Origin of the sequence: Streptomyces rhizoryzae (assembly GCF_023155275.1) — a bacterium.
GTDB lineage: Bacteria > Actinomycetota > Actinomycetes > Streptomycetales > Streptomycetaceae > Streptomyces > Streptomyces rhizoryzae.
On sequence record NZ_JALMUV010000017.1, the window covers coordinates 1 to 24,646 of the forward strand.

Sequence of the window (24,646 nt, forward strand, 5' to 3'; positions counted from 1 at the left end):
ATAAAGCCTCGTTCCCCGAGTTTCGACTCGGGGGGCGAGGCTTTTTTGCGTTGTGCCTCCGCATTGGCGTGGTGCCTCCGAAGACGGGGTGCCTCCCGAGGCGGCTCAGGGGCGGGGGAGGGTGGCGGCGGTGAGGAGGATGCCGTGGGCGGCGTACCAGCGACCGGGGAGGACCGGGGCGGGGACGCCGGCCGGCCAGGGGAGGAGGAGGCGGGCGGTGAAGGTGCGGGCGGTGGGGTCGAAGGTGATGTCGGCGTCGTCGAACTGGAGGGGGCGGGGGGCGAGCGGGGCGCAGGTCTTGTAGACCGCCTCCTTGGCGCTGAAGAGGAGGCGGTCCCACGGGGTGCCGGGGTGGGCCGCGTCGAGGGCCTGGAGGTGGGCGCGTTCGGCGGGGGTGGTGATGCCGGCGCGGACGGCGGCCGGGAGCGGGGCGTGGGGTTCGGCGTCGATGCCGAGGTGGGGGTGGTCGGCGGTGCGGGCCACGGCGGCGGCGCGGTAGCCGTCGCAGTGGGTGATGCTGCCGGTGATGCCCGGGGGCCAGGCGGGGGCGCCGGTGGGGTCCGGGAGGACCGGGGTCGGGGGGAGGCCCAGGCGGGACAGGGCGCGGTGGGCGCACCGGCGGGCGGTGGTGAACTCGCGGCGGCGTTTGTCGCCGGCGTGCGTGATCTCGCGTTCCTCGGCCGGGAAGAGGCCGGTGGGCTCACCGGCGGGCGGGTCACCGAGGGCGTCCTCACCTACGGCGTGCGGGGGGAGGACGTGCTCGATGAGCATGCGGGGCTCAACTCCTCGGGGGCGTACGGAAGGAGACGGGGGGTCGGGGGACGACTGTATGTGACGCGGGCGACAGAGACCGTCGTTGAGTTTCTAGGTCACGTGACCTAGTGTCTGCGGTGTGGACGATGACCTCCAGCTTGATGTGAATGGTCCGGTGCTCGTGGTCGGCGGTTACGGCACCGTCGGCGGCGATCTGACCCGGCTCGCCGCCCCCTCCTGGCCGCTGCTGCTCACCGGGCGGACGCCCGAGCGCGGGCAGGCCCTGGCCGACGAGGTCGGGGCGGAGGTGCGGCGCTGGGACCTGAGCGATCCGGAGCCGTTCTCGGCGAAGGTCCGGGCGGTGATCAGCACGGTGAACGACCCGGACGACCGGGTGCTGCTGGCCGCCCTGCGGGGCGGGGTGCCGTACGTGGACATCACGCGGTGGACGGCGCGGCTCCAGCGGGCCACGGCGGTGGCCGCGGTGACCCCGCCGAAGGCGCCGGTGCTGCTGTCGTCCAGCTGGATGGGCGGGGTGTCCGCGCTGGTCACCGCGGCGCTGGCCGCCGAGCTGGGCGGTGCGTCCGCGGTGCGGATCGCCATCCGGTACGACCTGAAGGACCGGGCCGGTACGGACTCGGTGGAGTTCATGGACCGGCTGGGGCTGGACTACGAGGTCGTGGAGGACGGCCGGCGGCGGACGATCATGCCGCTGAGCGAGGCCGGGTTCGTGGACATCGGCGGGTACCGGACGAAGGTGGCGCGGATCGACACGCCCGAGCAGTTCACGCTGCCGCTGGTGCTGGGGGTGGACACGGCGATCACCCGGATCGGGTTCAGCGCCAACTCCTCGACGTCCACGCTGCTGGCGCTGAAGAAGACCGGGTTCTTCCGGTGGGGCCGGGGCGACTCGTTCGAGAAGACCCGCAGGTCGATGCTGTACTCGCCGGGCGAGGGCGGTAGCGCGCTGCTGCGGATCGATGTCCGCGGGCGGGGCGGGGAGCGCCGTACGGCGGTGGTCAAGGATGCCGCCGGGCAGGCGCATCTGACCGCGCTGGGCGGGCTGCTGGGGCTGCGCCGGGTGCTGGGCGAGGACGGTGCCGCGGCGCCGTCCGGGCTGGCCTTCCCGGAGATGACGCCGGTGCCGCAGGATGTGGTCTCCGCGCTGGAGAAGGCAGGGGTCGAGGTCACGGTGTCATGAGTGAGGAGAAGGGCGGCGGCAAGCCGCAGCTGACGCGGCAGGGGAACCTGCGGCGGACGAGTCTGCTGGACGCCGCCGAGACCGTCCTGGTCGCCAAGGGCAACGCGGACGCCTCGCTGCGGGCCATCGCCGGTGAGGCGGGCGTGCGGGTCGGGCATCTCCAGCACTACTTCCCGACCCGGGCGGACCTGATAAAGGCCGTGCTGGAGCGGGCGCTGGACCGTTCGCTGGAGCGGCTGGCGGAGACCACGGGGCTGCGGCTCAACCGTGCGGACCCGTCGGTCATCGAGGCGCCGGAGGGCGGTCAGGCGGACCCCGCCGAGGTGGTCGCCGTGGTGCTGGCCGAGCAGGAGGACCCGCAGCTGGTCCGGCTGTACGTCGAGGTGTGGGCGCTGGCGGCGCGGGACGATGAGATCGCCGCGGTGGTCCGCGCGTTCTACCGGAAGTACGTGGCCCATGTGGAGGCGTTCGTGCAGCAGGGGCGGCCGGAGTGGTCCGCCGAGTTCTGCCGGGCGCGGGCCGAGACATTCGTGGCACTGGTCGAGGGGGCGGCCCTGCTGAGGTCGGGGATCGCCGGGAGCCGGTCGGGGGCGATGGACAGCCAACTCGCCCAGCAGGCCGTGCAGTTGCTCCGGGACTGAGAGGTCCGTACGGGGCGTTCGTGGTCCGTTCGCCGGCCGCTGGGGTCCGGGGCGGTTTTCTCCGGGCCGGCCGGCCCAGATCGTGGTGCGCTGCCGCGGGTGGGCCGGCGGCCCGCCATCTGCGGTACATCTAGGGGGAGTTCGTCATGTCCGAGATCATCGATCTGGCCGCGCTGGCGTCGTCGGCGGAGCTGGAGCAGGAGTTGGCCCGGCTGGCCGCCCGGCACGAGATCATCCGCACCCGGCAGCTGAACGAGCAGGAGACCTGGACGGTCCTGGGGGCGGCGCTGACCCGGGAGCTGCTGAGCGATCCGCGGCTGTCCAACGACGTGCACACGCACGCGCCGCACGGGGCGCTGGTCCCCGGGCTCCAGGTGATGCTGCTGGAGCAGGACGACCCGGGGCACGCCCGCTACCGGCGGCTGGTGACCGCGGCGTTCGCGTCGAAGGCGGTGCGGCAGCTGGAGCCGCGGATCACCGAGATCACCCGGGAGCTGCTGGACAAGCTGGGGGAGAGCGGGACGGCCGACTTCATCGACGCGTTCACCTACCCGATGCCGCTGGAGGTGATCTGCGATCTGCTGGGGGTGCCGGGCGCGGACCGGGACCCGTTCCGGAAGTGGGCGATGGACATCTCCGCGGCGCCGTCGCTGGAGGCGATGCAGACCTCGGCGGGCGAGCTGTTCGCGTACTGCATCGGGCTGATCGGGGCGAAGCGGGAGCGGCCGACGGAGGACCTGCTCAGCGAGCTGATCGCGGCGCGGTTCGAGGACGGGACCGGGCTGAGCGACGAGGAGCTGTCGTCGTTCGCCGCGGTGCTGCTCATAGCCGGCCATGACACGGTGACGAACCTGCTGGCCAACGCGTTGCACGAGCTGCTGACGCACCCGGAGCAGCTGGCCGCGCTGCGGGCGGACCGGTCGCTGGTGGGCAAGGCGGTGGAGGAGGCGCTGCGGTTCCGGGGGTCGGCGATGACCACCGTGAACCGGGTGGCGCTGGAGGACATCGAGGCCGGCGGGGTCACCATCCGCAAGGGCGAGCTGGTGCGGTTCCTGCTGAACGCGGCCAACCGGGACCCGGAGGTGCGGGCGGACGGCCACACCTTCGACATCGGGCGGGCCACCGCGCAGCACGTGGCGTTCGGGATGGGGCCGCACTTCTGCCTGGGGCAGCGGCTGGCCCGGCAGGAGGCGACGATCGCGCTGGCGGAGATCCTGGACCGGTTCCCGGTGCTGGAGCTGGCGGTGCCGGCCGGGGAGGTGCGGTGGCTGGCCTCGGACGCGATCCGGGGGCTGGAGGAGCTGCCGCTGCGGTACGCGCGCCAGGCGTCGTAGGGCGCGGCGCGGGAGGTCCGGGCGCCGGCGGGTGCCGGTGCCCGGCCGGGCAGGACCGCGGCGGCCGCCGGGCCGCCGCGCAACCGGGTTGTTCCATGGGTGAGTTGGGGGAGAGGGCTGTGCGGATCACGGTGGATTACGGGCTGTGCGACGGGCTGGGGCAGTGCGCCCTGGTGGCGCCGGAGGTCTTCGCGCTGGACGACGACGAGCAGCTGGTGGTGGCGCCGGACCCGGCGCCGGAGCTGGCGGGCAAGGTGGCCGCCGCGGCGCGGGCGTGCCCGGTGCGGGCGATCTCGGTCGAGGGGGCCTGAGCGGTGCGCGAGGTCGTCGTGGTGGGCGCGGGCCTGGCGGGTGTCCGGGCGTGCGAGTCGCTGCGGGCGCGCGGGTTCGGCGGCACCCTGACGGTGGTGTCGGACGAGCCGGACCTCCCGTACGACCGGCCGCCGCTGACCAAGCAGGTGGTGGCCGGGACCCTCACGGAGGCCGATATCCGGCTGGCGGGCGCCGAGGACTTCGGCGCCCGCTGGATCCGGGGCACGGCGGCCGTCGGGCTGGACCGCGTACGGCGCCGGGTGCGGCTGGCCGGGGGCGCGGAACTCCCCTACGACGGGCTGGTGCTGGCGACCGGGGCGCAGGCGCGGCCCTGGCCCGGGCAGGTGCCGGCCGGGGTGCTGACGGTGCGCGGGCTGGCCGATGTCCGGGCGCTGCGGGCGGCGGTCGGCGGCGGGGCCCGCGAGGTGGTCATCGTCGGGGCCGGGTTCGTCGGGGTGGAGCTGGCGTCGTCGCTGGTCGGGCTGGGGCTCGGGGTGCGGGTGACGCTGGTGGAGCCGTTTCGGCGGCCGCTGCGGGCGCTGGGCGGAACGGTGCCGGACGTGGTCGCGGCGGCGGCGCGCCGGGCTGGGGTCGGGCTGCGGCTGGGCACCGCGGTGAGCGGGTTCCGTACGGCCGGGGAACGGGTCGCCGGGGTGGTGCCGGCGGACGGGAGCGACCTGCCGGCCGAGCTGGTGGTGGTGGCCATCGGGATGGTGCCGGCGACCGGGTGGCTGGCGGGGGCGGGGCTGGCGCTGCCGTCCGGGCGGGTGCACTGCGACGCGCGGCTGTTCGCGCGGACCGCGGCGGCGGACGGGACGGCCGGGGCGGTCGATCCGCGGATCGTGGTGGCCGGGGACGTGGCGTGGTGCGAGGCGGTGCGGTCGGCGGACGGGCCGGTTCCGCTGGAGCACTGGAGCAATGCGGCGGCGCAGGGCGAGCTGGCGGCGGGGAATCTGCTGGCGGGGCCGGCGGCGGCCGATGGGTACGAGCACGTGCCGTCGTTCTGGACGTCGGCGTTCGGGCTGCGGATCAAGTCGGTGGGGCTGCCGGGGACCGGGGGCCGGGTGGTCGCCGAGGAGGGGGAGCCGGGGTCGGAGAAGGTGGTGGAGGCCCACTACCGGGACGGCCGGCTGGTCGGTGCGGTGAGTGTGAATCTGGGCAAGCGGCTGGTGGAGTACGCGCGGCGGCTCCAGGAGGAGCGGGACCGGCCGGAGCCGGCCGGTGATGGCCGAATTCCGATGCCCGTGGCCGAATAGAAGTGGCGCCCGGGCCGGCGTTTACGCGCGGTAACCCCTGCTGTCCTGCGTCGGGACACCGGACCGGGCCCGTGTGAATACCACGTTAATTTTGCCATTACCACGGAACATTTATGGCTGACCCTTTCTTGCGCTCTCTGGGTCACGTGACCTATCGCACAAACGAGTGACGCTCCCGGACGGCTCTGGTAACGTTTTTATCGCGCCTCCGGTTGAGGCGGACGGGCTTGCGGGCGGCACGACGAAGTGCTCGCCGACGAGAACGGCCTGTGCTTGTGCCAGCACGTTTCGGGGGATTCTTTTGCCACGGGGGAATGGTCATGTGTAGCGCCTTCAAAGGTGTCTGAAGCCGGGGACTCCCGCATTACGGAAGTACACCCCTTCTCTTGTGCCCACGGGCTGAGTCAGTCGTTCCGAGGGTGACTTTTCCTGCCTTGATCGGGCATTCCATCAACGTATTCACCGAGCGGCGGCCGGCGTTGACGAACGCTATCTGAATTCCGCGCGACGTCATCGAGGCTTGCCGAATATGGCGCGCCATGCCGTGTATTCACTGTCCTGAGGGCTTTTCCGGGACGCTCGGCGGGCGGCGTGCCAGACCCTCCGGGTAATTTCTGCTGCCGTTTTCCGGGAATTCGCATATCCCGACGATGGTGGTGTTCGCAGTGCTCAGAAACGAGGAGAGAAAGATGCAGAACCCCTACGAGGCCGAGCAGATCCACGACATCGTCCGGGAAGGGCTCGCGCAGGTCCTGGGCACCGACGCCGACGAGATCACGCCGGACGCCACCCTGGTCGGCGACCTCGGCGCGGAATCCCTCGACCTCGTCGAATTCCGCTTCGAGATGGAGACGAAGCTCGGCGTGGCGCTGCCCAAGTCGAATGTCCTGGACCAGCTCGCCACCGCGCTCGGCGGCTCCGAGCGGCTCTACGACGAGCGCGGCGGGATCACCGAACTGGCCGCCGAGGTGCTGCGCCGCAGCGCGTTCGGCTACTCCCCGGAGCAGGTGCACGCCGGGCTGCGGCCGTACGAGGTCGCCGCGGCCGCCACCAGCGCGCACTGGGCCGCCTTCACCCACGCGATCTTCGACCACCTGCCCGAGAACTGCACCGAGTGCGGCGCCGACAAGGCCGAACTGGCGGTGTCCGGCAAGGCGGTCTGCGCCGGCTGCGGGGCCGCGCTGGAGGCGGCCACCGGCGACGAGGTGATGGCCGAGGGCGTCCGGGCCGCGCTCGCCGCCCTCGGGGAGGCGCAGCCGGTCGGCTGACCGCGCCGCGGCCGGTGCGGAAGGCGTCGCTCGTCGTACGCGTAGTGCGAAAGGAAAGCACGTGACACCCCTTATACCCAACGGGGCCGGACACGAGGTCGTGGTGACCGGTGTCGGTCTGGTGGCCGGGCACCTGACCGACCCGGAGGCCCTGTTCGACCACCTCGCGGAAGGGCGCACGCTCATCACCGAGCACCCGCGCCACGCGGAGTGGGGCGTCCCCTGCGCCGTCTCGGCGCACATCGACCCGCAGGTGTGGCAGCGGCTCACCGAGGCGCTGCCGGCCGAGGCCGGGCCGCTGGGGCCGGCCGGAGTCCTCGCCTGGCACGCCGCCGCCCAGGCGTGGGAGCGCAGCGGCCTGCCGCGGCGGCTGGAGACCGACCGCGGCGGCGTGTTCCTGGCCTGCAACCGGATGCTGATGGAGCCGGAGGAACTCACCGCGCTGGCCGCCCACGTGGACCACGAGGCCGGCGTCCTGGACCTGGACGGCTACCTGGAGCGGCCCGGCGCGGACGGGCCGGACGGCGAGGCGCGGCGCCACGAGCGGGTCCAGCCGGACACCGCCACCGCCGCGCTGGCCGACTACTTCGGCGCGGCCGGCGTCCTGGAGACCCACGCGGACGCCTGCGCCGCCGGCGGGATGGCGGTCGGCAGCGCCTACCGGTACATCCGCAGCGGTGCCCTCGACGTGGCGCTCGCCGGTGGCGCCGAGAGCCTGACCACCCTGGCCGCGGTCACCGCCTTCCACCAGGTGGGCGCGCTCGCGCCGGCCGAGGGCCGCGACCCCGCGGAGATCAGCCGCCCGTTCGACAAGGACCGCAACGGCTTCGTCATCGGGGACGGCGCGGCCTTCCTCGTCCTGGAGTCCCGGGCGCACGCCGAGGCGCGCGGCGCCCGGATCCTGGCGACCGTCGCCGGGTACGCCGGGGTGACCGAGGCGGTGAAGATGACGTCCAGCTCGCGGGACGGCGCGGACTACGCGGAGTGCATGCGGGCCGCGCTGGCCGACGCCGGACTCACCCCGGACGCCATCGACCACATCAACGCGCACGGCACCGCCACCCAGGCCAACGACACCTGCGAGGCGGCGGCGCTGCACACCGTCTTCGGGGAGCGGGCGGCCCACCTGCCGGTCACCGGCAACAAGTCCGCCCTGGGCCACTCGCTGGCGAACAGCGGCGCCGCCGAGGCGGTGCTGTCGGTGCTCAGCCTCCAGCGGCAGACCCTGCTGCCCACGCTCAACTTCACCGAGCCGGACGAGGTGACCGCCGGGCTGGACGTCGTCACCGAGCGGCGCCCGGCGCGGGTGACCGCGGTGCTGTCCAACTCCTTCGGCTTCGGCGGCCAGAACTGCTCGCTGATCCTGGCCGAGGCGGGGGGCGCGCGCCGATGACCACCCATGACGTGCGGCTGACCGCGCCCGGCCTGTACACCGCGGCCGGCACCGGCCCGGACGACCTGTGGGCGGCCCTGGTCGCCGGCAAGGACACCCGGCGGCCGGTCGAGGCGCTGACCGGGCCGTGGCCGGAGTCCGGCACCGCGTACCTGGTCGACGACCCGGACGCGGCCACCCTCGGGGTGCACCGCAGGGTGCTGCGCACCTCGGAGAAGCAGGCCCGGATGGCGCTGTACGGGGCGCGGCTGGCGCTGGCCGGCCCGTCCGGGCACGGCCCGGTGGGTGGACCCGGCTGGGGCCTGTACCTCGGACTGCCCACGGTGGACGAGGAGTTACTGCGCTTCGAGGCCCTGGAGCGGCTGCACAAGGCCGCCGGGTCGCCGGGCGAGGTCGCCGCCCTCTACGGCCGCGAGGTGCCGCCGTTCAGCGGGCTGTCGCACCTCAACAGCACCGCCGCCGCGCACATCTCGGCGGTGTGCGGACTGACCGGCGCGATGGCCGCGTACTCGCCGTTCTCCGACGCCGGCCTGACCGCGCTGATCGACGGGGTGCTGTCGGTCGCCGAGGGCGAGAACGACGCCGCGCTGATCGGCGCGGTCAGCCCCAAGGCGCACCCGCTGCTCTACGTCCAGTACGAGGAGCTGGGGTGGAACGGGGCGGTGCCCGGCGAGGGCGCGGCCTTCCTGCTCGCCCGCCGGGCCGCGGACGGCGCCGGTGCGGCGGACGGGCCCGCGGCGCGGCTGGCCGGCTACGGGCGGGCCTTCGGGGCCGCCGGGGAGGACCGGGTCGAGGCGGTCGCCGAGGCCGTCCACGCGGCCCTTGCGGCGGCCGGGACGGACGCCGGCGGCATCGGCTGGGTGCTGCCCGACGCCGCCTGGTCGGCGGACGCGGCGCGGGCCCAGGAGGCCGCGCTGGACCGGGTGTTCGCGGGGGTCGCCGAGCGGCCCGCCCCGTTCACCGCCGAGCGGGCCACCGGGGTGCTCGGCCCCGCCCACCCGCTGGCGCACACCCTGCTGGCGCTCCACGGGCTGGCCACCGGGCGGCGGCTGGCCGCCGACGGGGACGCGGTCCGCGAGGAGCCCCTGCCCGCCCCCCGGGCACTGGTGCTGGCCTGCGGCGCACGCGGCCAGGTGTGCGCCGCCGTACTGGAAGGAGCCGGGACATGAGCCGCCGCGTGGTGGTGACCGGACTGGGCGCCGTCTGCGGACTGGGGCTCGACTGGCAGACCGTGTGGGAGGGCCTGACCGCGGGCCGGTCGGCGATCCGCGCCTGGCAGCTGCCCGGCGTGGACGACTTCCCGGTGCGCTACGCGGCCCCCGTGGACGACGCCGCGTTCACCGCGCGGTACGGCGACGGGGGCGGCGCGGACGAGCCGCTGGAGCGGCGCACCCGCTTCGGGCTGGCCGCCGCCGCGCAGGCGCTGGCCGACGCCGGCCTGGAGGCCGGGGCGGCGGGTGCGGGCGCGGTGGGCCGGATCGGCACCGCCGTCGGCTCCGGCGTCCCCGAGCGCGACCCCTACGAGCTGCTGCACGCGGTCGGCGCGGACGGGCGGCCCGGCTGGCCGACGCTGCTGGACCGCCGCGACCGGCTGAACCGCGCCAGCGGCCTGTTCTGCACCAACGACGCGCTGGCCGCCGGGATCGCGGCCCGCCACCGGCTGCGCGGCCCGGCGCTGAACTTCTCCACCGCCTGCGCCGGCGCCACCCACGCCATCGGCCACGGCTTCCGGATGATCCGGCGCGGCGAGGTGGACGCGATGGTGGTGGGCGGCGCCGACTCGGTGCTCAACCTGCCGACCATGACCGGGCTGCACCTGCTGGGCGCGCCGTCCACCTCGGAGCTGTTCGGGGACCGGCTGTGCCGGGCCTTCGACCGGGACCGCAGCGGCCTGGTGGCCGCCGAGGGCGCGGCGATGGTGGTGCTGGAGAGCGAGGAGAGCGCCCGGCGCCGCGGCGCGCCGGTCTACGCCGAACTCGCCGGTTTCGGCAGCTCGCTGGACGCCTACCAGGTCACCGCCCCGCACCCGGAGGGCCACGGCGCCGCGCTCGCCATGAGCCGGGCGCTGGCCGACGGCGGGGTGGCTCCGCACGAGGTGGACTCCATCAACGCGCACGGCACCTCCACCCCCCTGAACGACCCGATCGAGACCCGGGCCATCAAGGACGTGTTCGCCGCCGGCGAGCACTACCGGAAGCTGGCGGTCACCGCCAACAAGACCATGCTGGGCCATCTGATCGCCGCCGCCGGTGCGCCCGAGCTGATCGCCACCGTGCTGTCCGTACGGGACGGCATCGTGCCCCCGACGCTGAATCTGGAGAACCCGGATCCGGCCTGCGACCTGGACTACGTGCCGGAGAAGGCGCGCTACCAGGAGGTGTCGGTGGCGGTGAGCAATTCCTTCGGCTTCGGCGGCCTCAACGCCAGTCTGGTGGTGCGTGGTTATGAGCACTGACATCGTCCGAAGCGCCGGGGCCCGCCCCGGCGCCTTCGACCCCGACGCGATCGTCGTCACCGGTATCGGCGCGGTGCTGCCCACCGGGCGCGGGCCCGAGGCGCTGTGGACGGCGTGGCGGGAGTCCCGGTCCGCGCTGACGCCGTACCGGGACGGCTACGTCCGGACCGAGAAGATCACCCACTTCGGGCACGTACCCGCCGAGCTCCAGCAGCTCAGCCGGGACAGCGTGCCCCACAAGCTCCGCAAGTTCGGCACCGCGTTCACCTTCAACGCGGTGCTCGCCGCCGAGGACGCCATGCGGCAGGCCGGTGAGAGCTGGCAGGCCATCCCCGAGGAGCGCCGCGGGCTCTACGTCGCCCAGGACGACTCGACCGAGCTGAGCGTGGCCGCCTTCCACAAGGCCCTGGACCGGGCCCGTACGGACACCTCGCCGCAGGTCGGCGCGGACCTGACCCGGGTGGTGGCGGAGGCGTTCGGCAACGCCGCGACGTTCAACCCGTTCACCGTCATCCGGGCGCTGAACAACAACACCCTGGCGCTGGTCAGCATCGCCGAGCGGTTCCGCGGCGACTGCGCGGCCTTCGTGCAGGACGCCGGGGCCGCCCTGGGCGCCCTCCAGCGGGCCGCGTTCAGCCTCCGCCACCGGGACTGCGACACCGCCCTGGTGGTCGGCGCCGGCAGCTTCAACGAGCCGCTGAAACTGGCCGCCCACTACCGCGCGGGCCACCTCACCGCCGGCGCCCCCGGCACCGCGCCGCTGCGCAGCTTCGACGCCGGGCGGGACGGCACCGTCCTGGCCGAGGGCGCGGTGGCCCTGGTCCTGGAGCGGGCCGGGGACGCCGCGGCGCGCGGCGCCCGCCCGCTGGTCACGGTGGCGGGCGCGGCGCTGCGGCCCGCCGTGGACAGCGGCCTGGGCCCGGCCGCGCTGGCCGAGAGCGCCCGCGGGCTGATGGCCGCGCACGGGATGACCCCGGACACGCTGGGCGCGGTACTGGCCGACGGCAAGGGCACTGTCCGGCACGACGCCGCCGAGGCCGAACTGCTGCGCGCGCTGCTGAAGGACAGCGGCGTCCCGGTCAGCTCCGTCCGGCCGGTCACCGGCACCCTGGGGGCCGCCGGCCCGCTGGCCGAACTCGCCCTCGCGCCCAGTCTGTTCGCCGCCGGGGAGCTGCCGCCGATCGCCCACCTGGCGGCGCCGCCGGACGACGGCACCGACTTCGTCACCGGCACCGCACGCAAGCGGCGGATCGACTCCGTCCTCAGCCTGCACAGCAGTTTCAACGGGTTCGCGGGCGCCCTGCTCGCCAAGCGGCCGCACCTCGCCGAGGAGACCACCTGACATGTCAGCTACGTCAGCGTTCACCGAGTACGTCCAGCCGCAGATGGGGCGGGTGTTCACCGCCCTGGGACTGGACGTGGAGTACGAGCGGGCCGAGGGCAACACCCTCTACCACCGCGACGAGTCCGGCGAAACGGTGCCGGTCCTGGACCTCATGGGCGGCTACGGCTCGCTGATCCTGGGCCACAACCACCCGGAGATCGTCGGGCACGCCAAGGAGCTGCTGGACCAGAACCGCGCCGTGCACGCCCAGTTCTCGCTGCGCGGCGAGGCCGGCCGGCTCGGCGCCGCGCTCAGCGACGTCGTCCGCCGGGAGACCGGCGTCAAGGAGCCGTACCTGGCCACCTTCGGCAACAGCGGCGCCGAGGCCGTCGAGGCGGCCGTCAAGCACGCCGAGCTGGTCCGGGTGACCCGGGCGCAGGCGCTGGCCGAGGAGACCGCCGCGCACCTGGCGGCCGCCGGGGACGCGGTCCGGGGCGGCACCGCCACCGTCGACCCGGACGCCTACCTGCTGCCCGCCCTCCAGGGCCGGGCCGCCCCGGCCGAGGGCATCGACGGGCTGCTGGCCGCGATCGGCGCGCACAACGCCGCCGCGCTGGCCACCAGGCCGCTGTTCCTGGCGCTGGAGCGCTCCTTCCACGGCAAGCTCGTCGGCAGCGTCCAGCTCACCTACAACGCCGGCTTCCGCGCACCGTTCCAGAACCTCGGCACCCGGGTCCGGTTCGTCCCGATGGACCGGCCGGAGGTGCTGGACCGGATCGCGCGGGACGAGCGGGTGGTGCTGCTCGACACCGAGACCGCGGACGGCGTGGTGCGGGTCGTGGAGCGGGAGTTCCCGGTCATCACCGCGTTCCTGGTCGAGCCGGTGCAGGGCGAGGGCGGCATCCACGCGCTCACCGCCGAACAGGGCCGCGCCATCCGGCTGTTCTGCAACAAGGCCGGCACCGCCCTGATCATCGACGAGGTGCAGAGCGGCATGGGCCGCTGCGGGGCCTTCCTCGCCAGCTCGCTGATCGGGCTGCGCGGCGACTACTACACCCTGTCGAAGTCGCTGGGCGGCGGCCTGGCCAAGATCTCCGCGATGCTGGTGCGCCGCTCGCTCTACCAGGGCGCCTTCGACCTCATCCACAGCTCCACCTTCGCCATGGACGACTTCTCCTCGTCCATCGCCCACAAGGTCGTGCGGATGCTGGAGGCCGACGACGGGAAGCTCTACCGGCAGGTCACCGAGCGCGGTGAGCGGCTGGTGGAGATGCTCGCCGACCTCAAGTCGGCCTACCCCGACGTCATCGAGGACATCCGCGGCAAGGGCCTGTTCATCGGCGTCCAGCTGCGCGACCAGGGCGAGGCCCGCTCGATGGTGCTGCGCGGCAGCGCCTACACCGGCGCGCTGGGCTACCTCCTCTCCGGCTACCTCCTGCGCCAGGAGGGCATCCGGATCGCGCCCACCGGCAGCGCCGGCAACGTCCTGCGCATCCAGCCCTCCGCGTTCCTCACCGACCAGGAGATCGAGCGGCTGCGCGGCGCCCTGGACCGGCTCTGCCGCATCCTGCGCTACGAGGACACCCTGCACCTCGTCCACCCGGCCAGCGACCGGACGATCCCCAAGCCGCGCGCCGAGATCCGCGACTTCCGCGGCGCGATCGAGGGCTACGAGCAGCCCGCGCCGCGGCCGGTGACCGGACCGGTCCGCAAGGTGGCGTTCATCAACCACCTGATCACCCCGGCCCACCTGCGGCAGGTCGACCCGGCGCTGGCCGACCTCAGCGACGCCGCGCTGCGCGCGTTCGTCCTCGGCATGGACCCGGTGAAGAAGGCCGCGCCCTACCCGGGCGTGCGGATCGACTCCCCGCTGGGCAGCGCCGTGGAGTTCGCGCTCTACCCGCTGATGGTGGGCTCCGAGCAGATGGGCGGCTACCTGGCCTCCGGCGACGTCACCGGCATCCGGGCGGACGTCGAGGAGCGGGTGCGGGCCGCCCGCGAGGACGGCTGCACGGTCGCCGGCCTGGGGATGTACACCTCCATCGTCACCCACAACTGCACCTCCCTCGACGTCCCCGGCATCGCGCTGACCTCCGGCAACGCGCTGACCGTCGCGATGGGCGTGCAGGCCATGGAGCGCGGCGCCCGCGACCGCGGCCGCACCGTCGCCGACGCCACGCTGGCCGTGGTCGGCGCGGCCGGCAACATCGCCTCCGTCTACAGCCAGCTGTTCGCGGAGAAGCTCAGCCGGATCGTGCTGGTCGGCAGCCGCCGGGACGGCTCGGCGCGCCGGCTGCGCACCACCGTGCACGGCATCTACGACGCCTGCTGGGAGCGGATCGCGGAGGGCGGCGAACTGACCGGCATCCCGGCCCGGCTGGCCGAGGAGCCGCTGATCGCCAAGTGGCTGGCGGACGGCCCGGGCGCGGACGGCGCCGAGCGCGGCAAGGCCATCGCCGCCCACCTGGAGGAGCGGTACGGGACCGACCCGTTCCTGACCGTCACCCAGGACACCGGGGCGCTGCGCGACGCCGGGCTGGTGCTGTGCGCCTCCAACAGCCCCGAACCGTTCCTGACCGGCGAGCACTTCGCGCCGGATGCGGTGGTCTGCGACATCGCGGTGCCGAACAACGCCGTGCCGGACCTGGCCGAGCGGCGGCCCGACCTGGCGTACATGCTCGGCGGCATCGTCGCCACGCCGAACGGCGAGAGCCTGCACCCGTCGGCCCGCGCCTTCCTGGAGGCCGGCCAGCTCTTCGCCTGCATGGCGGAGACCGCGCTGATGGGCCTGGCCGGCCTCGACCGGCACTACTCCTACGGGAACATCACCCGCCGCCAGGTCCTCGACATCGCCGCGCTGGCCGACGCCCACGGGCTGCGGCTGGCCGACTACAAGAGCGCCCACTCGGTGTGAGCCCCGGGCGCCGCCCGCGACCCGTCGCAGCCCCGCCGCGGGCGGCGCCCGGCCCCCACCGCACCGCCCCGCACCACGACTCCCCCCGAGAGGACCCACAGCGTCATGGAATTCGCAGGCCAGGTGGCACTGGTGACCGGCGGCAGCCGGGGCATCGGCCGCGCCATCGCCCTCAAACTGGCGGAGGAGGGGTGCGATATCGCGCTCACCTACCGCAGCGCGACCGCGGAGGCCGAGCAGGTCGCCGAGCAGATCGGCAAGCTGGGCCGGAAGGTCGAGCTGTACCAGGGCGACATCTCCGACCCCGAGGTGCCGCAGGCCCTGGTGACCGCCGTCCGCGCCGCCTTCGGACGCATCGACGTCCTGGTCAACAACGCCGGGATCACCCGCGACGAGCTGCTGGTCAACCAGAGCCTGGCGGACATCGAGGACGTGCTGCGCACCAACCTCGTCGGCCCGATGCTCACCGTCCGGGCCGTCGCGCCCGCCATGCTGCGGCAGCGCTACGGCCGGATCGTCAACATCTCCTCCTCCGCCGCCTCCAAGCCGGGCCGCGGGCAGTCCAACTACGCGGCCGCCAAGGGCGGTCTGGAGGCGTTCACCAAGGCCATGGCGGTCGAGCTGGCCCCGCGCGGCATCCTCGTCAACGCGGTCGCCCCCGGCGTGATCACCACCGACATGACCGAGACCATCCGCAGCCACGGCGAGGACGAGATCATGAGCCGCCTGCTGCTGAAGAAGTACGCCGAACCCGAGACGATCGCCGACGCCGTGGCGTACCTCGCAGGCCCGCGCAACACCTACACCACGGGCGAGGTACTGCACGTCGACGGCGGCCTGAAGATGGCGTGAAGGGGCCGGCCATGAACGCACTCGACACCCCCGCACCGGCCCCCGCGGCGGGCGAACTCGCCGGCCGGACCGCGGTGGTCACCGGCGCCGCCCAGGGCATCGGCCGCGAGACGGCCCTGCTGCTGGCCCGGGCCGGCGCCGCCCGGCTGATCCTGCTCGACCGGGACGCCGACCGGCTCCAGGCCGTCACCAAGGAGACCGGCGACCTGGGCGCCGAGACCGTCCCGCTCGCCGTCGACCTGCGCGAACGGGACGCCGTGCGCGGCGCCCTGCGCACCGCGCTGCGCGCCGCCGGGCCGCTGCACATCCTGGTCAACAACGCCGGGGTCGCGGACGAGAACGGCCCGGACGACGAGGAGACCTGGCTGCGGGTGCTGGACATCAACCTGCACGGCACCTTCGCGGTCACCGCCGCCTGCCTGGAACACCTCACCGACCACGGCCGGATCGTCAACGTCTCGTCGATCCTCGGCAAGGCCGGCAAGATGCGCAACACCGCCTACTGCGCCTCCAAGCACGGCCTGATCGGCTACACCAAGGGCCTCGCCCTGGACCTGGCGTCCCGCGGCATCACCGTCAACGCCGTGCTGCCGGGCTGGATCGACACCCCGATGCTGCGCCGCGAGATCGCCGCCTCGGCGGAGGAGATCGGCGCCGACCCGGCACGGATGCTGCGCCAGGCCCGCAAGTCCATCCCGCTGCGGCGGCTGGTGGAGGCCCGGGAGGCGGCCGAGCTGATCGGCTTCCTGGTGTCCGACCGGGCGGCGGCCGTCACGGCCCAGTCGCTCACCGTCGACGGGGGCTACACCCGTGGGATGTGACGCACCGGCGGCCCTCCTCCCGCGGCCCCGGCCGGCCCGCGCACCGGATCCCTGGCTGCGCCGGCTGCGCCCCGGCCCGGCGCACCCCGGGGCCGCGGCCGCGCGGATCGTCTGCTTCCCGCACGCGGGCGGCGGCGCCGGCGCCTACCGGCCGCTGGCCACCGCGGTCGCCGCCCGCACCGCCGGCCCGAGCCCGTACGAGGTGCTGGCCGTCCAGTACCCGGGCCGGAACGACCGGATCCGGGAGTCCCGGGTGGAGGACCTCCGGGAGCTGGCGGCCGGCGCCTTCGGGGCGGTGGCCGCGCTCACCGACCGGCCGCTGGTCCTGCTCGGGCACAGCATGGGCGCCCTGGTCGCCTACGAGGTGGCCCGCCTGCTGGAACGGGCCGGCACCGGCCCCGTGCACCTGGTCGTCTCCAGCGCCTGGGCGCCGTCCCGGGTGCCCGGCGGCACGGTCCACCTGCGGGACGACGCCGGGGTGATCGCGGAGCTGCGGCGCACCAGCGGCACCGACGCCCGCCTGCTGGCCAACCCGGACATCCTGGCCCTGGCGCTGCCGGTGGTCCGCAGCGACTACGCGGCCGTGGAGACCTACCGGCACCGGCCGGGACCGCCGCTGGCCGCGCCGGTCACCGCGGTCACCGGCGACCGGGACCCGCTGGTGCCCGTGGGGGACGTGGCCGCCTGGCGGGACCACACCGGCGGCGGCTTCCGGCTGCGCGTCGTGCCCGGCGGCGACCACTTCTACCTGACCGCGCACTGGGCCGAGCTGGCCGGCCACCTGGTCGCGCCCCCGCCGCGGCCGGCCGGGGCCGCGGCGGCCCTGGCGGCGGCCGGCTGACCGGTCGCCGGGCCGGGCCGCGCCGGGCCGGAGCCGGGGCGCCGGGGCGGCGTACGGGCGTCAGGCCGGGGGGAAGCCCTGCGGCCAGCGGGCGCGGGCCTGCTCCCGGGAGCGCATCGTCGCCAGGGTCAGCAGCCCGCGCTCCCGGCCCGTCGCCAGCAGCGCCGGCAGGCCGGGCAGCGGGGCGAGCGCGGCGATGTCGTCCAGGACGAGGGTGAGTGGTGGGTCGAGCCGGCCGGCGGATGACCGTTCGGCCATGCGGCGGCCGTGCTCGACCACGTGCGAGAGGAGTGCGGTGACCAGCGGCATCGCACCCGGGTCGGTGCGCGGGTCCTCGATGGACTCGCCCACCACGTAGAGCGTTCCCCCCTCGGCCGCGAATGATTCGAGGCCGAGCGAATCCGCGCGGAGCGGCGTGCTGGCGTCCCGGATGTGGACCGAGGACAGCGCGGTCAGCGCCCGGCCCACCAGCTCCTTGGCCAGCTCCCGCCGTTCGGTGTACGCGGTGAGCACCGACTCCAGCTCCCCGGCCTGCCCCGGCGACGCCTTGGCGCTGGTGCGCAGGATCCGGACCGGTTCCTGCGCGGCGCCCGCGGCGTGCGCCCAGCGGTGCAGCTGGCGGAACGGGCGGCCGTCCAGCGCGGCGGCGTGCAGCCAGCAGCGCAGCAGGGTCTGCGCGGCGTCCGCGACCGCCGAGTCCAGGGCGCTGGCCGGCCGCACCGGCGCCAGCAGCGCGGCGGCCCGGGCCGCGGCCGTCCCGATCTCCTCGCACCCGGCCGTCGGCGACCAGCGCAGCCGGGCCGGGGTGTCCAGGCGGTGCGTGGGGTCGTAGGCCAGCACCGGGCCCAGTTTGGCGCGGGCGTCCTTGGTCTCGGCCCACAGGGACGGGTCGGTGGTGGCGAGGACCAGCGGACCGGGGGCGGCGGCGGCCGCGGCCAGCGCGGCGGCACGGTGGCCGGCCCGCTCGCTGCCGAACCGCACGCGGGGCAGCGCCGCGTCGTCCTCCCCGGCGGCCCCGGCGGCCTCGGCGGGCGGGACGGGCGGGACCGCGGCGGCGGGCCCGACCGGGACGGGGGAGGGGGCGGGGACGGGCGGCGGGGCCGCTTCCGCCGCGGCCTGCGGGGCGGCCGGGACAGCCGGAGCGGCGGCAACAGACGGAACGGCCGGGGCAGGTGGGGCAGCCGGGGCCGCGGCCTGCGCCGTGCCGCCCGGGGCGGCCGCCGCCCCCGCGCGCTGCGCCGCCACCGGCTCCGCCACCGCCGCCCCGGCAGCCGGCGCCGGAACCGCAGCCTCCGCCGCCGGACCGGGACGCGCCGCCCGCGCCGCGGCGGCCTCCGCCCGGCGCCGGTCCCGGCGGGTCGCCCGGACGGCCCGGTAGCGCGCGACCGTGCCCAGCACGAAGATCGTCAGCACCAGCAGCACCATCAGCTGCCCCACGAACAGGCCCCAGAACAGCCCGTAACCGGGCAGTTCGGCCTTCGGCGTGTCCGGCCAGGCCGCCGCGATGTCGTGCGGCGCGGACACCAGGTGCCGCAGCGCCAGCGGCGTCCCGGTGTACGTCACCCCCGACGGCCAGGCCCCGTGCGCGAACAGCCCGGCCAGGCCGGTCGCCGTCCACACCACCACGGTCAGCCCGAGCAGGAAGCCGATCAGGCCCACCAGCAGGGCGTCGGGGATGCCCCGGCCCCTGGGGCGCCCGTCCCCGGGGCCGGCCCCGCGCCCGTAGCCGCCGCCGTGCCCCGGACCGTAGCCGGGCCCGTACCCGTCCTCGTCGTATCCGCGCCTCACGCCACCGTCTCGCTCGACTCGTTGCGCAACTGCCGTTCCATCGCGATGGCCTCGGCCCGGGCCTCCGCCTCGGCGTCCGCCGCCAGCGCCAGCGACCGGGCCTCGTCCGTCGGCAGGGACGCCGACTCGGTCATCGCCCGGTCGGTGTAGACCAGCGGGCGCTCGGCCTCGGTGATGAGGTGCTTGACGACCTGGACGTTGCCGTTGACGTCCCAGACGGCGATGCCCGGGGTCAGCGTCGGAATGATCTCCACCGCCCAGCGCGGCAGCCCCAGCACCTGCCCGGTGGCGCGCGCCTCGTCGGCCTTCTGGGCGTAGATGGTCCGGGTGGACGCCATCTTCAGGATCGCCGCGGCCTCCCGGGCGGCCGCCCCGTCCACCACGTCGCTGAGGTGGTGGACGACGGCCACGAACGACAGGCCCAGCCGCCGCCCGAACTTCAGCAGCCGCTGGAACAGCTGCGCCACGAACGGCGAGTTGATGATGTGCCAGGCTTCCTCGACCAGGAAGATCCGCTTCTTGCGGTCCGGGCGGATCCAGGTGTGCTCCAGCCAGACGCCGACGATCGCCATCAGGATCGGCATGGCGATGGAGTTCCGGTCGATGTGCGACAGGTCGAAGACGATCAGCGGCGCGTCCAGGTCGATACCGGCCGTGGTCGGCCCGTCGAACATCCCGCGCAGGTCGCCGTCGACCAGCCGGTCCAGCACCAGCGCCACGTCCAGGCCCCAGGCGCGGACATCGTCTATGTCGACGTTCATCGCCTCCGCCGACGCCGGCTCGGGGTGCCGCAGCTGCTCGACGATGTCGGAGAGCACCGGCTGCCGCCCGCGCCGGGCCGCCCCGCCGCCGGACCCGCCGTCCGCCGCCTCCTCCCGCGCACCGTCCGGCTCCCCGTCCGCGTACTGGCCGGTCACCGCCGCGTGCGCGACCTTCAGCGCGAAGCCGGAACGCTCGTCCAGGCCGTGCCCCATGGCCACCTCGATGATGGTCCGCAGCAGGGCCAGCTGGCCGGTGGTGGTGATCGACGGGTCGAGCGGATTGAGCCGGATCCCGCCGTTCAGGGCGGCCGCCGGGTCCAGCCGGATGGGCGTTATCCCCAGCTCCTGCGCGATGAGGTTCCACTCGCCGACGCCGTCCTCGCCCTGCGCGTCCAGCACCACCACCTGCCGGTCCCGGAACCGCAGCTGGCGCAGGACGTACGTCTTCTCCAGCGCCGACTTGCCGTTGCCGGACTCGCCGAGGACCAGCCAGTGCGGCGCCGGCAGCTGCTGGCCGTACAGCTGGAACGGGTCGTAGATGTACCCCTTGCCGGAGTACACCTCCCGCCCGATGATCACGCCCGAGTCGCCCAGCCCCGGCGCCGCGGTCGGCAGGTAGACCGCCTGTGCCTGGCCGGTGGAGGTGCGTACGGGCAGCCGTGTCGTCTCCACCTTCCCGAACAGGAAGCTGGTGAAGGCTTCGGTGAGGGCACCGAGCGGATCGAACATGGCCATGACGTACGCGCCTCCCAGGGCTTTTCGCGGCGTGCGGCGGATACCGGGCTAGCGGCGGATACCGGTCGCGAACGGCAGGGTGTTCACGAACGCCCGGTGGTGCTCCCGGTCGCACCACTCCAGCTTGAGGTAGGACTTGCCCGCCGAGGCGCGGATGGTCCGCTTGTCGCGGGCCAGCGCCTCCGGGGAACGGGACGAGACCGTGAGGTACCCGACGAGGTTGACGCCGGCCGCGCCGGACGCCAGGTCCTCGCCGCGCTGGTCCACCCGCCCGTGGTGCGCGACGTCCCGCGGGTCCACGACCCGGTTCATCTTCGCGGCCCGGCTCGCCTCCGCGTCGTCGTTGGTCTTCTCCGTCAGCATCCGCTCGATGGCCACCTCGGTGGGCTCCAGGTCCATGCAGACCGCGACCGTGCGGATCACGTCCGGGGTGTGCACCAGCAGCGGCGCCAGGAAGTTGACGCCCACCGGGGTCAGCGGCCACTCCTTCACCCAGGCGGTGGCGTGGCACCACGGCGCCCGGGTCGACGACTCCCGCGTCTTGGCCTGGAGGTACGTCGGCTCGGTCGCGTCCAGCTCGGCCGGCCAGGCGTTGCGCTTGCTCATCGCCTGGATGTGGTCGATCGGGTGGTCCGGGTCGTACATCGAGTGCACCAGCGACGCCAGCCGGGCCTGCCCCAGGGGCTGCCGCACCCGGATGTCCGCCTCCGTCAGCCGGGCGCAGATGTCCGTCAGCTCACGGGCCATCACCACCGCCAGCCCGGCGTCCCGGTCCAGCTTCCGGCGCAGCAGCCCGCCGCGCTGGGCGGCCGCCGCCCGCGCCATGGTGACCGCCTCGGCGGCCAGCTCCCGGGTGTAGTGCATGCACGCGACCAGATAGGCCCGGTGCTGCTCGGAGGAGGTGGACACCATCGACTGGAGCTGGTCGTAGGAGTCCCGCAGCCACTGCGGCGCGCCCGCGTCGCCGCGCTGGGCGACGTCCTTGGCGTGCGCGTCCGGGTCGGCGGGCAGCGTCCGCGCCAGCATCTGGAGCCGCGTGACGAACCCGTCGCCGTTGGCGACGTGCTTGAGCAGCGTGCCGAACCGGTCGACCAGCGCCTCCTGGTCCTCGCTGTCCCGCAGCCCGACGCCCGGCCCCTCGATCTCGATCGCCGCGGTCACCGTGCGCCGGTCCGCGTGCAGCAGCACCGCGATCTCGTCCGGCCCGAACGGCGCCGACAGCCAGTTGATCCGCCCGATCCCGGGCGGAGGCCCGATCTCCACTTCCCTCCCGTCCAGCCGTACGCCGGCTTCCATGGCCCCGGAGCGGTACACCGCCCCTCCCTTGCGCACCGTACGCCGGAAACTCCGCCGGATCTCGAACCACTTGTAGTACGTCCGCCCCTTGTACGGCACGTACACCATGGCCAGCCCCAGCATCGGGAAGCCGGTCAGGGAGGCGATCCGCAGCGGCAGCGAGGGCACCAGCAGCCCGCACATCATCCCCAGGAACGCCCCGGCGATGATCAGTGCGACCTCGCCGGTCTCCCGGTTCTTGCCGATGACGGCGTTCGGCCGGGCGCGGCCGATCAGATACGTGCGCCGCGGTGCGATCGGCTGGGACGGCGTGCTCAACGCCCGTCACCTCCTGGTGCCTTGCCGGTGCGGGCGCCGCCGGTACCGGGGTTCGTGCGGGGGGCCGGGGCCGCCGGGGTCCCGCGGGAGCCGTGGGCGGCGACACCGCCGGCCACCGCGTCGGCCGGCCGGGACGGACCGCCCTGCGCGCCGCCGCCGTCGCCGCCCGACCGGCGGGAACTGTGCGTCTTGATGCCCTGCGAGACCAGCGCCGCCGGCGAGGAGATCATGGCGGCCGCCTGGCTGCCGTCGGTGGCCCGCCCCTTGCTCGTCCGCGCCGAGATCATCTCGTCGCCGAAGCCGGGGACGAAGCGGTAGATCACCGCGCTGGCGAAGATCGCCAGGATGATGATGGCCAGACCGGACACCACCGCGGAGAACGCGTTCGGGCCCTTGTCCCCGGACAGCGCGCCGGCGACCCCCAGCACGATGACGATCACCGGTTTGACCAGGATCACCGCGATCATGATCCCCGCCCAGCGGCGGACGTGCCCCCACATGTTCTTGTCGACCAGCCCGGCGTAGACCACCGTGCCCAGCAGCGCCCCGACGTACAGCAGCGCGGCCCGGATCACCAGCTCCAGCCACAGCACACCGGCGGCCAGCACGGACACCAGCGACACCACGATCAGCATGATCGGGCCGCCGCCGATGTCCGACCCCTTGGTCAGCGCCTGCGAGAACGCCCCGAAGAACGTGTCGGTCTGGGCCCCCGTCCCCTTCGCGATGATCTCGGTGACCCCGTCGGTCGCCGACACCACCGTGTAGAGGATCAGCGGGGTGAACGCGGACGCCAGCACGGTCAGCCAGAGGAACCCGATCGCCTCGCTGATCGCCTCCGTCAGCCGCACCCCGCGCACCGCCCGCTTGGCGACGGCGAGCAGCCACAGCACCAGCGTCAGCACCGTGGACGCGGCGAACACCACCGCGTACTGCCGCAGGAACGCCGCATTGGTGAAGTCCACCTGCGACGTCGCCTTCACCGCCTCCGACAATTTATCGACAATCCAGGCAGCGGCTTTGGCGCAACCCTTGGCCAGCGACCCGAGGGGGTCGAGGGGGTTGTTGTCGAGGGGGTTGCCGGGCAGCGAGCCCCCTCCGGTCCGGCCCTGCTGCTGGCAGTCCTGCAGCGCAGGGCCGCTGAAGCCGTCGCAGGGGTCCGGGGGCGCGGCCACCGCCCGCGTCGCCAGCAGGACGGCAAGGGCCTGCACGCCCGCCAGAGCGGCGGCGACCGAGAACACACGGCGGTGCTCGGGCTTACCGGGCATAGGTGAAACCTCCGTAGCCTTGCACGGCCTTGGCCATGTCCTCCGCCGACGCTGCCGCTTGGTCCCGCCCGATGGGGGCGGGCCCGTTCTTCTGCGTGAACCGGGTGACCTTCCAGTCCCCGCCCTGCCAGGCCATGTCGAACGTGGTGGTGTACCAGCTCTCGGTGACCGGCTTCTGCGAGGTCGTCCCCGCGAGGCCGAAGAGCGCGGAATACCAGACCGAGACCTTGGCCGTGCCGTCCTTGAACGACTCGGTCTTCGTGCCGGCGGGAGTGGCACGGGAGACGAAGGTCATGCCCTGGGGCGCGGTGCCGTCCGGCTTGAGGCCGATCCGCGCCAGGAAGGCCGCATTGCCGTACGCCTTGTCCAGTTCGCTCCTGCGCGCGGCCGCGACGGACGGGGCGTAGACCGCGTTCACGATCTCCTGGCGCCGGGCGGCGTTGTACATCCCGTCGCTGTTCAGCGCCACCACATAATTAGCCGCCGCCGACTGCGCCCCCTGCTCGGTCTGCGGGAAGCCGGAGGCGATGCCGGCGGTGCTGCCGGTGACCGGCTTGGTGCCGGTGGGGGCCGTGGGGCGGGCCGCCGCGGGGTCCTTGGCGGTGCCGGCGGAGTCCGCGCCGGTCTCGCTGTTGCCGCTGCCGCCGCGGTTGGCGAACGCGATGGCCGCGATCAGCAGCACGACCACGCCGACCACCGTGACGAGGTTGCGGCTGGACAGGCCGGTCCGGGCGCGGCGGGGCGCGCCGTAGGTGTCGCTCTCGCCGTCGGGAAGTCTGGTCCGGGTCTGGCCCGTGCCGGAGCCGCGGCCGTCGCCGTAGCCCCCGTCGTCGCCGATACTCATCGCGCCTGTGCCCCCTTAGCCGCCATCGCCGCTGCCGCCCTCGCCGTCCGTGCCGTTGGTGTGCCGCCTTCATATGACCGTAGCCGCGCGGGCGGCGGCTCGGGTGAAGTGGTACGAGTACATCTCACCGTGACGGTTCCTCAGTTGCTGGGCGGCAGAGGCGAATGGGGGACTTCGGGCGGTATGTTCCCTGGTCCACCGTGCGCCCGCCGCGGCCTGCGGGGCTGTCGGAACCACCTGTCCCCGCGCCGCGGGCAGCCCAATCGGCCCG

20 protein-coding genes are annotated in these 24,646 nt (G+C 74.4%); 14 read left to right on the plus strand and 6 right to left on the minus strand.

Annotation, left to right across the window (positions count from 1 at the left end):
* Window positions 1-105: 105 nt before the first annotated feature.
* Window positions 106-771 (minus strand): 4'-phosphopantetheinyl transferase family protein, encoded by a 666-nt coding sequence (locus tag MUU72_RS15730; protein ID WP_248013878.1) that lies wholly within the window; start codon window positions 769-771, stop codon window positions 106-108.
* A gap of 157 nt (window positions 772-928) precedes the next feature.
* Here MUU72_RS15730 and MUU72_RS15735 point away from each other — a divergent pair, with 157 nt between their 5' ends.
* From MUU72_RS15735 to MUU72_RS15800, 14 genes are all read left to right on the plus strand, one after another.
* Complete coding sequence (locus MUU72_RS15735; RefSeq protein WP_372503124.1) at window positions 929-1,954, plus strand: saccharopine dehydrogenase family protein; 1,026 nt, start codon at window positions 929-931, stop codon at window positions 1,952-1,954.
* Window positions 1,951-2,595, plus strand: coding sequence for a TetR/AcrR family transcriptional regulator (locus MUU72_RS15740; protein WP_248013880.1), 645 nt, complete (start codon window positions 1,951-1,953; stop codon window positions 2,593-2,595). Before MUU72_RS15735 ends, MUU72_RS15740 begins: the two co-directional genes overlap by 4 nt.
* Window positions 2,596-2,741: 146 nt before the next feature.
* Window positions 2,742-3,929 (plus strand): cytochrome P450 family protein, encoded by a 1,188-nt coding sequence (locus MUU72_RS35300; RefSeq protein WP_282504142.1) that lies wholly within the window; start codon window positions 2,742-2,744, stop codon window positions 3,927-3,929.
* 119 nt (window positions 3,930-4,048) lie between these two features.
* Window positions 4,049-4,240 carry a ferredoxin gene (locus MUU72_RS15750; protein WP_248013881.1) on the plus strand — a complete coding sequence of 64 codons (192 nt, stop codon included), beginning with the start codon at window positions 4,049-4,051 and terminating at the stop codon, window positions 4,238-4,240.
* 3 nt (window positions 4,241-4,243) lie between these two features.
* Window positions 4,244-5,497: an NAD(P)/FAD-dependent oxidoreductase gene (locus tag MUU72_RS15755; protein WP_248013882.1), complete on the plus strand. Its 1,254-nt coding sequence runs from the start codon at window positions 4,244-4,246 to the stop codon at window positions 5,495-5,497.
* A 689-nt stretch (window positions 5,498-6,186) separates the two neighbouring features.
* Window positions 6,187-6,765 (plus strand): acyl carrier protein, encoded by a 579-nt coding sequence (locus MUU72_RS15760; RefSeq protein ID WP_248013883.1) that lies wholly within the window; start codon window positions 6,187-6,189, stop codon window positions 6,763-6,765.
* 61 nt (window positions 6,766-6,826) lie between these two features.
* Window positions 6,827-8,158, plus strand: coding sequence for a beta-ketoacyl-[acyl-carrier-protein] synthase family protein (locus MUU72_RS35620; RefSeq protein WP_248013884.1), 1,332 nt, complete (start codon window positions 6,827-6,829; stop codon window positions 8,156-8,158).
* Complete coding sequence (locus MUU72_RS15770) at window positions 8,155-9,327, plus strand: beta-ketoacyl synthase N-terminal-like domain-containing protein (protein ID WP_248013885.1); 1,173 nt, start codon at window positions 8,155-8,157, stop codon at window positions 9,325-9,327. The genes MUU72_RS35620 and MUU72_RS15770 overlap by 4 nt, the downstream gene beginning before the upstream one ends.
* Window positions 9,324-10,613 (plus strand): beta-ketoacyl-[acyl-carrier-protein] synthase family protein, encoded by a 1,290-nt coding sequence (locus MUU72_RS15775; RefSeq protein WP_248013886.1) that lies wholly within the window; start codon window positions 9,324-9,326, stop codon window positions 10,611-10,613. The genes MUU72_RS15770 and MUU72_RS15775 overlap by 4 nt, the downstream gene beginning before the upstream one ends.
* Window positions 10,603-11,955, plus strand: a complete 1,353-nt coding sequence (locus MUU72_RS15780) for a beta-ketoacyl synthase N-terminal-like domain-containing protein (protein WP_248013887.1) — start codon at window positions 10,603-10,605, stop codon at window positions 11,953-11,955. The genes MUU72_RS15775 and MUU72_RS15780 overlap by 11 nt, the downstream gene beginning before the upstream one ends.
* 1 nt (window position 11,956) lies before the next feature.
* Window positions 11,957-14,851, plus strand: a complete 2,895-nt coding sequence (locus MUU72_RS15785) for an aminotransferase class III-fold pyridoxal phosphate-dependent enzyme (protein ID WP_248013888.1) — start codon at window positions 11,957-11,959, stop codon at window positions 14,849-14,851.
* Between the two features lie 105 nt (window positions 14,852-14,956).
* A complete protein-coding gene (locus MUU72_RS15790) occupies window positions 14,957-15,703 on the plus strand; it encodes a 3-oxoacyl-ACP reductase family protein (RefSeq protein ID WP_248013889.1) in 747 nt (248 codons plus the stop codon).
* Window positions 15,704-15,714: 11 nt separating this feature from the next.
* Entirely contained in the window at window positions 15,715-16,524 is an 810-nt protein-coding gene (locus MUU72_RS15795; RefSeq protein WP_248013890.1) for an SDR family NAD(P)-dependent oxidoreductase, read from the plus strand.
* Window positions 16,514-17,365 (plus strand): thioesterase II family protein, encoded by an 852-nt coding sequence (locus MUU72_RS15800; RefSeq protein ID WP_248013891.1) that lies wholly within the window; start codon window positions 16,514-16,516, stop codon window positions 17,363-17,365. Before MUU72_RS15795 ends, MUU72_RS15800 begins: the two co-directional genes overlap by 11 nt.
* A gap of 60 nt (window positions 17,366-17,425) precedes the next feature.
* On the opposite strand, the gene MUU72_RS15805 is transcribed toward MUU72_RS15800, so the two are convergent.
* The 5 genes from MUU72_RS15805 to MUU72_RS15825 are packed head-to-tail and all read right to left on the minus strand — an operon-like array spanning window position 17,426 to window position 24,375.
* Window positions 17,426-19,153, minus strand: coding sequence for a type IV secretory system conjugative DNA transfer family protein (locus MUU72_RS15805; RefSeq protein WP_372503118.1), 1,728 nt, complete (start codon window positions 19,151-19,153; stop codon window positions 17,426-17,428).
* On the minus strand, window positions 19,150-20,643 hold the full coding sequence (locus MUU72_RS15810) for a putative type IV secretion/conjugal transfer ATPase (RefSeq protein WP_248013997.1): 1,494 nt from the start codon (window positions 20,641-20,643) through the stop codon (window positions 19,150-19,152). Before MUU72_RS15810 ends, MUU72_RS15805 begins: the two co-directional genes overlap by 4 nt.
* Window positions 20,644-20,697: 54 nt before the next feature.
* Entirely contained in the window at window positions 20,698-22,263 is a 1,566-nt protein-coding gene (locus MUU72_RS15815; protein WP_248013892.1) for an SCO6880 family protein, read from the minus strand.
* Entirely contained in the window at window positions 22,260-23,531 is a 1,272-nt protein-coding gene (locus MUU72_RS15820; protein ID WP_248013893.1) for a hypothetical protein, read from the minus strand. Before MUU72_RS15820 ends, MUU72_RS15815 begins: the two co-directional genes overlap by 4 nt.
* Window positions 23,521-24,375: a DUF8175 domain-containg protein gene (locus MUU72_RS15825; protein WP_248013894.1), complete on the minus strand. Its 855-nt coding sequence runs from the start codon at window positions 24,373-24,375 to the stop codon at window positions 23,521-23,523. The genes MUU72_RS15820 and MUU72_RS15825 overlap by 11 nt, the downstream gene beginning before the upstream one ends.
* Window positions 24,376-24,646 lie beyond the last annotated feature (271 nt).

Excerpts from the sequence above, each read along its gene's own strand:
- MUU72_RS15730 (WP_248013878.1), bottom strand. The coding sequence starts at position 771 with ATGCTCATCGAGCACGTCCTCCCCCCGCACGCCGTAGGTGAGGACGCC.
- MUU72_RS15740 (WP_248013880.1), top strand. The coding sequence starts at position 1,951 with ATGAGTGAGGAGAAGGGCGGCGGCAAGCCGCAGCTGACGCGGCAGGGG.
- MUU72_RS35300 (WP_282504142.1), top strand. The coding sequence starts at position 2,742 with ATGTCCGAGATCATCGATCTGGCCGCGCTGGCGTCGTCGGCGGAGCTG.
- MUU72_RS15760 (WP_248013883.1), top strand. The coding sequence starts at position 6,187 with ATGCAGAACCCCTACGAGGCCGAGCAGATCCACGACATCGTCCGGGAA.
- MUU72_RS15770 (WP_248013885.1), top strand. The coding sequence starts at position 8,155 with ATGACCACCCATGACGTGCGGCTGACCGCGCCCGGCCTGTACACCGCG.
- MUU72_RS15775 (WP_248013886.1), top strand. The coding sequence starts at position 9,324 with ATGAGCCGCCGCGTGGTGGTGACCGGACTGGGCGCCGTCTGCGGACTG.
- MUU72_RS15780 (WP_248013887.1), top strand. The coding sequence starts at position 10,603 with ATGAGCACTGACATCGTCCGAAGCGCCGGGGCCCGCCCCGGCGCCTTC.
- MUU72_RS15785 (WP_248013888.1), top strand. The coding sequence starts at position 11,957 with ATGTCAGCTACGTCAGCGTTCACCGAGTACGTCCAGCCGCAGATGGGG.
- MUU72_RS15790 (WP_248013889.1), top strand. The coding sequence starts at position 14,957 with ATGGAATTCGCAGGCCAGGTGGCACTGGTGACCGGCGGCAGCCGGGGC.
- MUU72_RS15795 (WP_248013890.1), top strand. The coding sequence starts at position 15,715 with ATGAACGCACTCGACACCCCCGCACCGGCCCCCGCGGCGGGCGAACTC.
- MUU72_RS15810 (WP_248013997.1), bottom strand. The coding sequence starts at position 20,643 with ATGTTCGATCCGCTCGGTGCCCTCACCGAAGCCTTCACCAGCTTCCTG.
- MUU72_RS15820 (WP_248013893.1), bottom strand. The coding sequence starts at position 23,531 with ATGCCCGGTAAGCCCGAGCACCGCCGTGTGTTCTCGGTCGCCGCCGCT.
- MUU72_RS15825 (WP_248013894.1), bottom strand. The coding sequence starts at position 24,375 with ATGAGTATCGGCGACGACGGGGGCTACGGCGACGGCCGCGGCTCCGGC.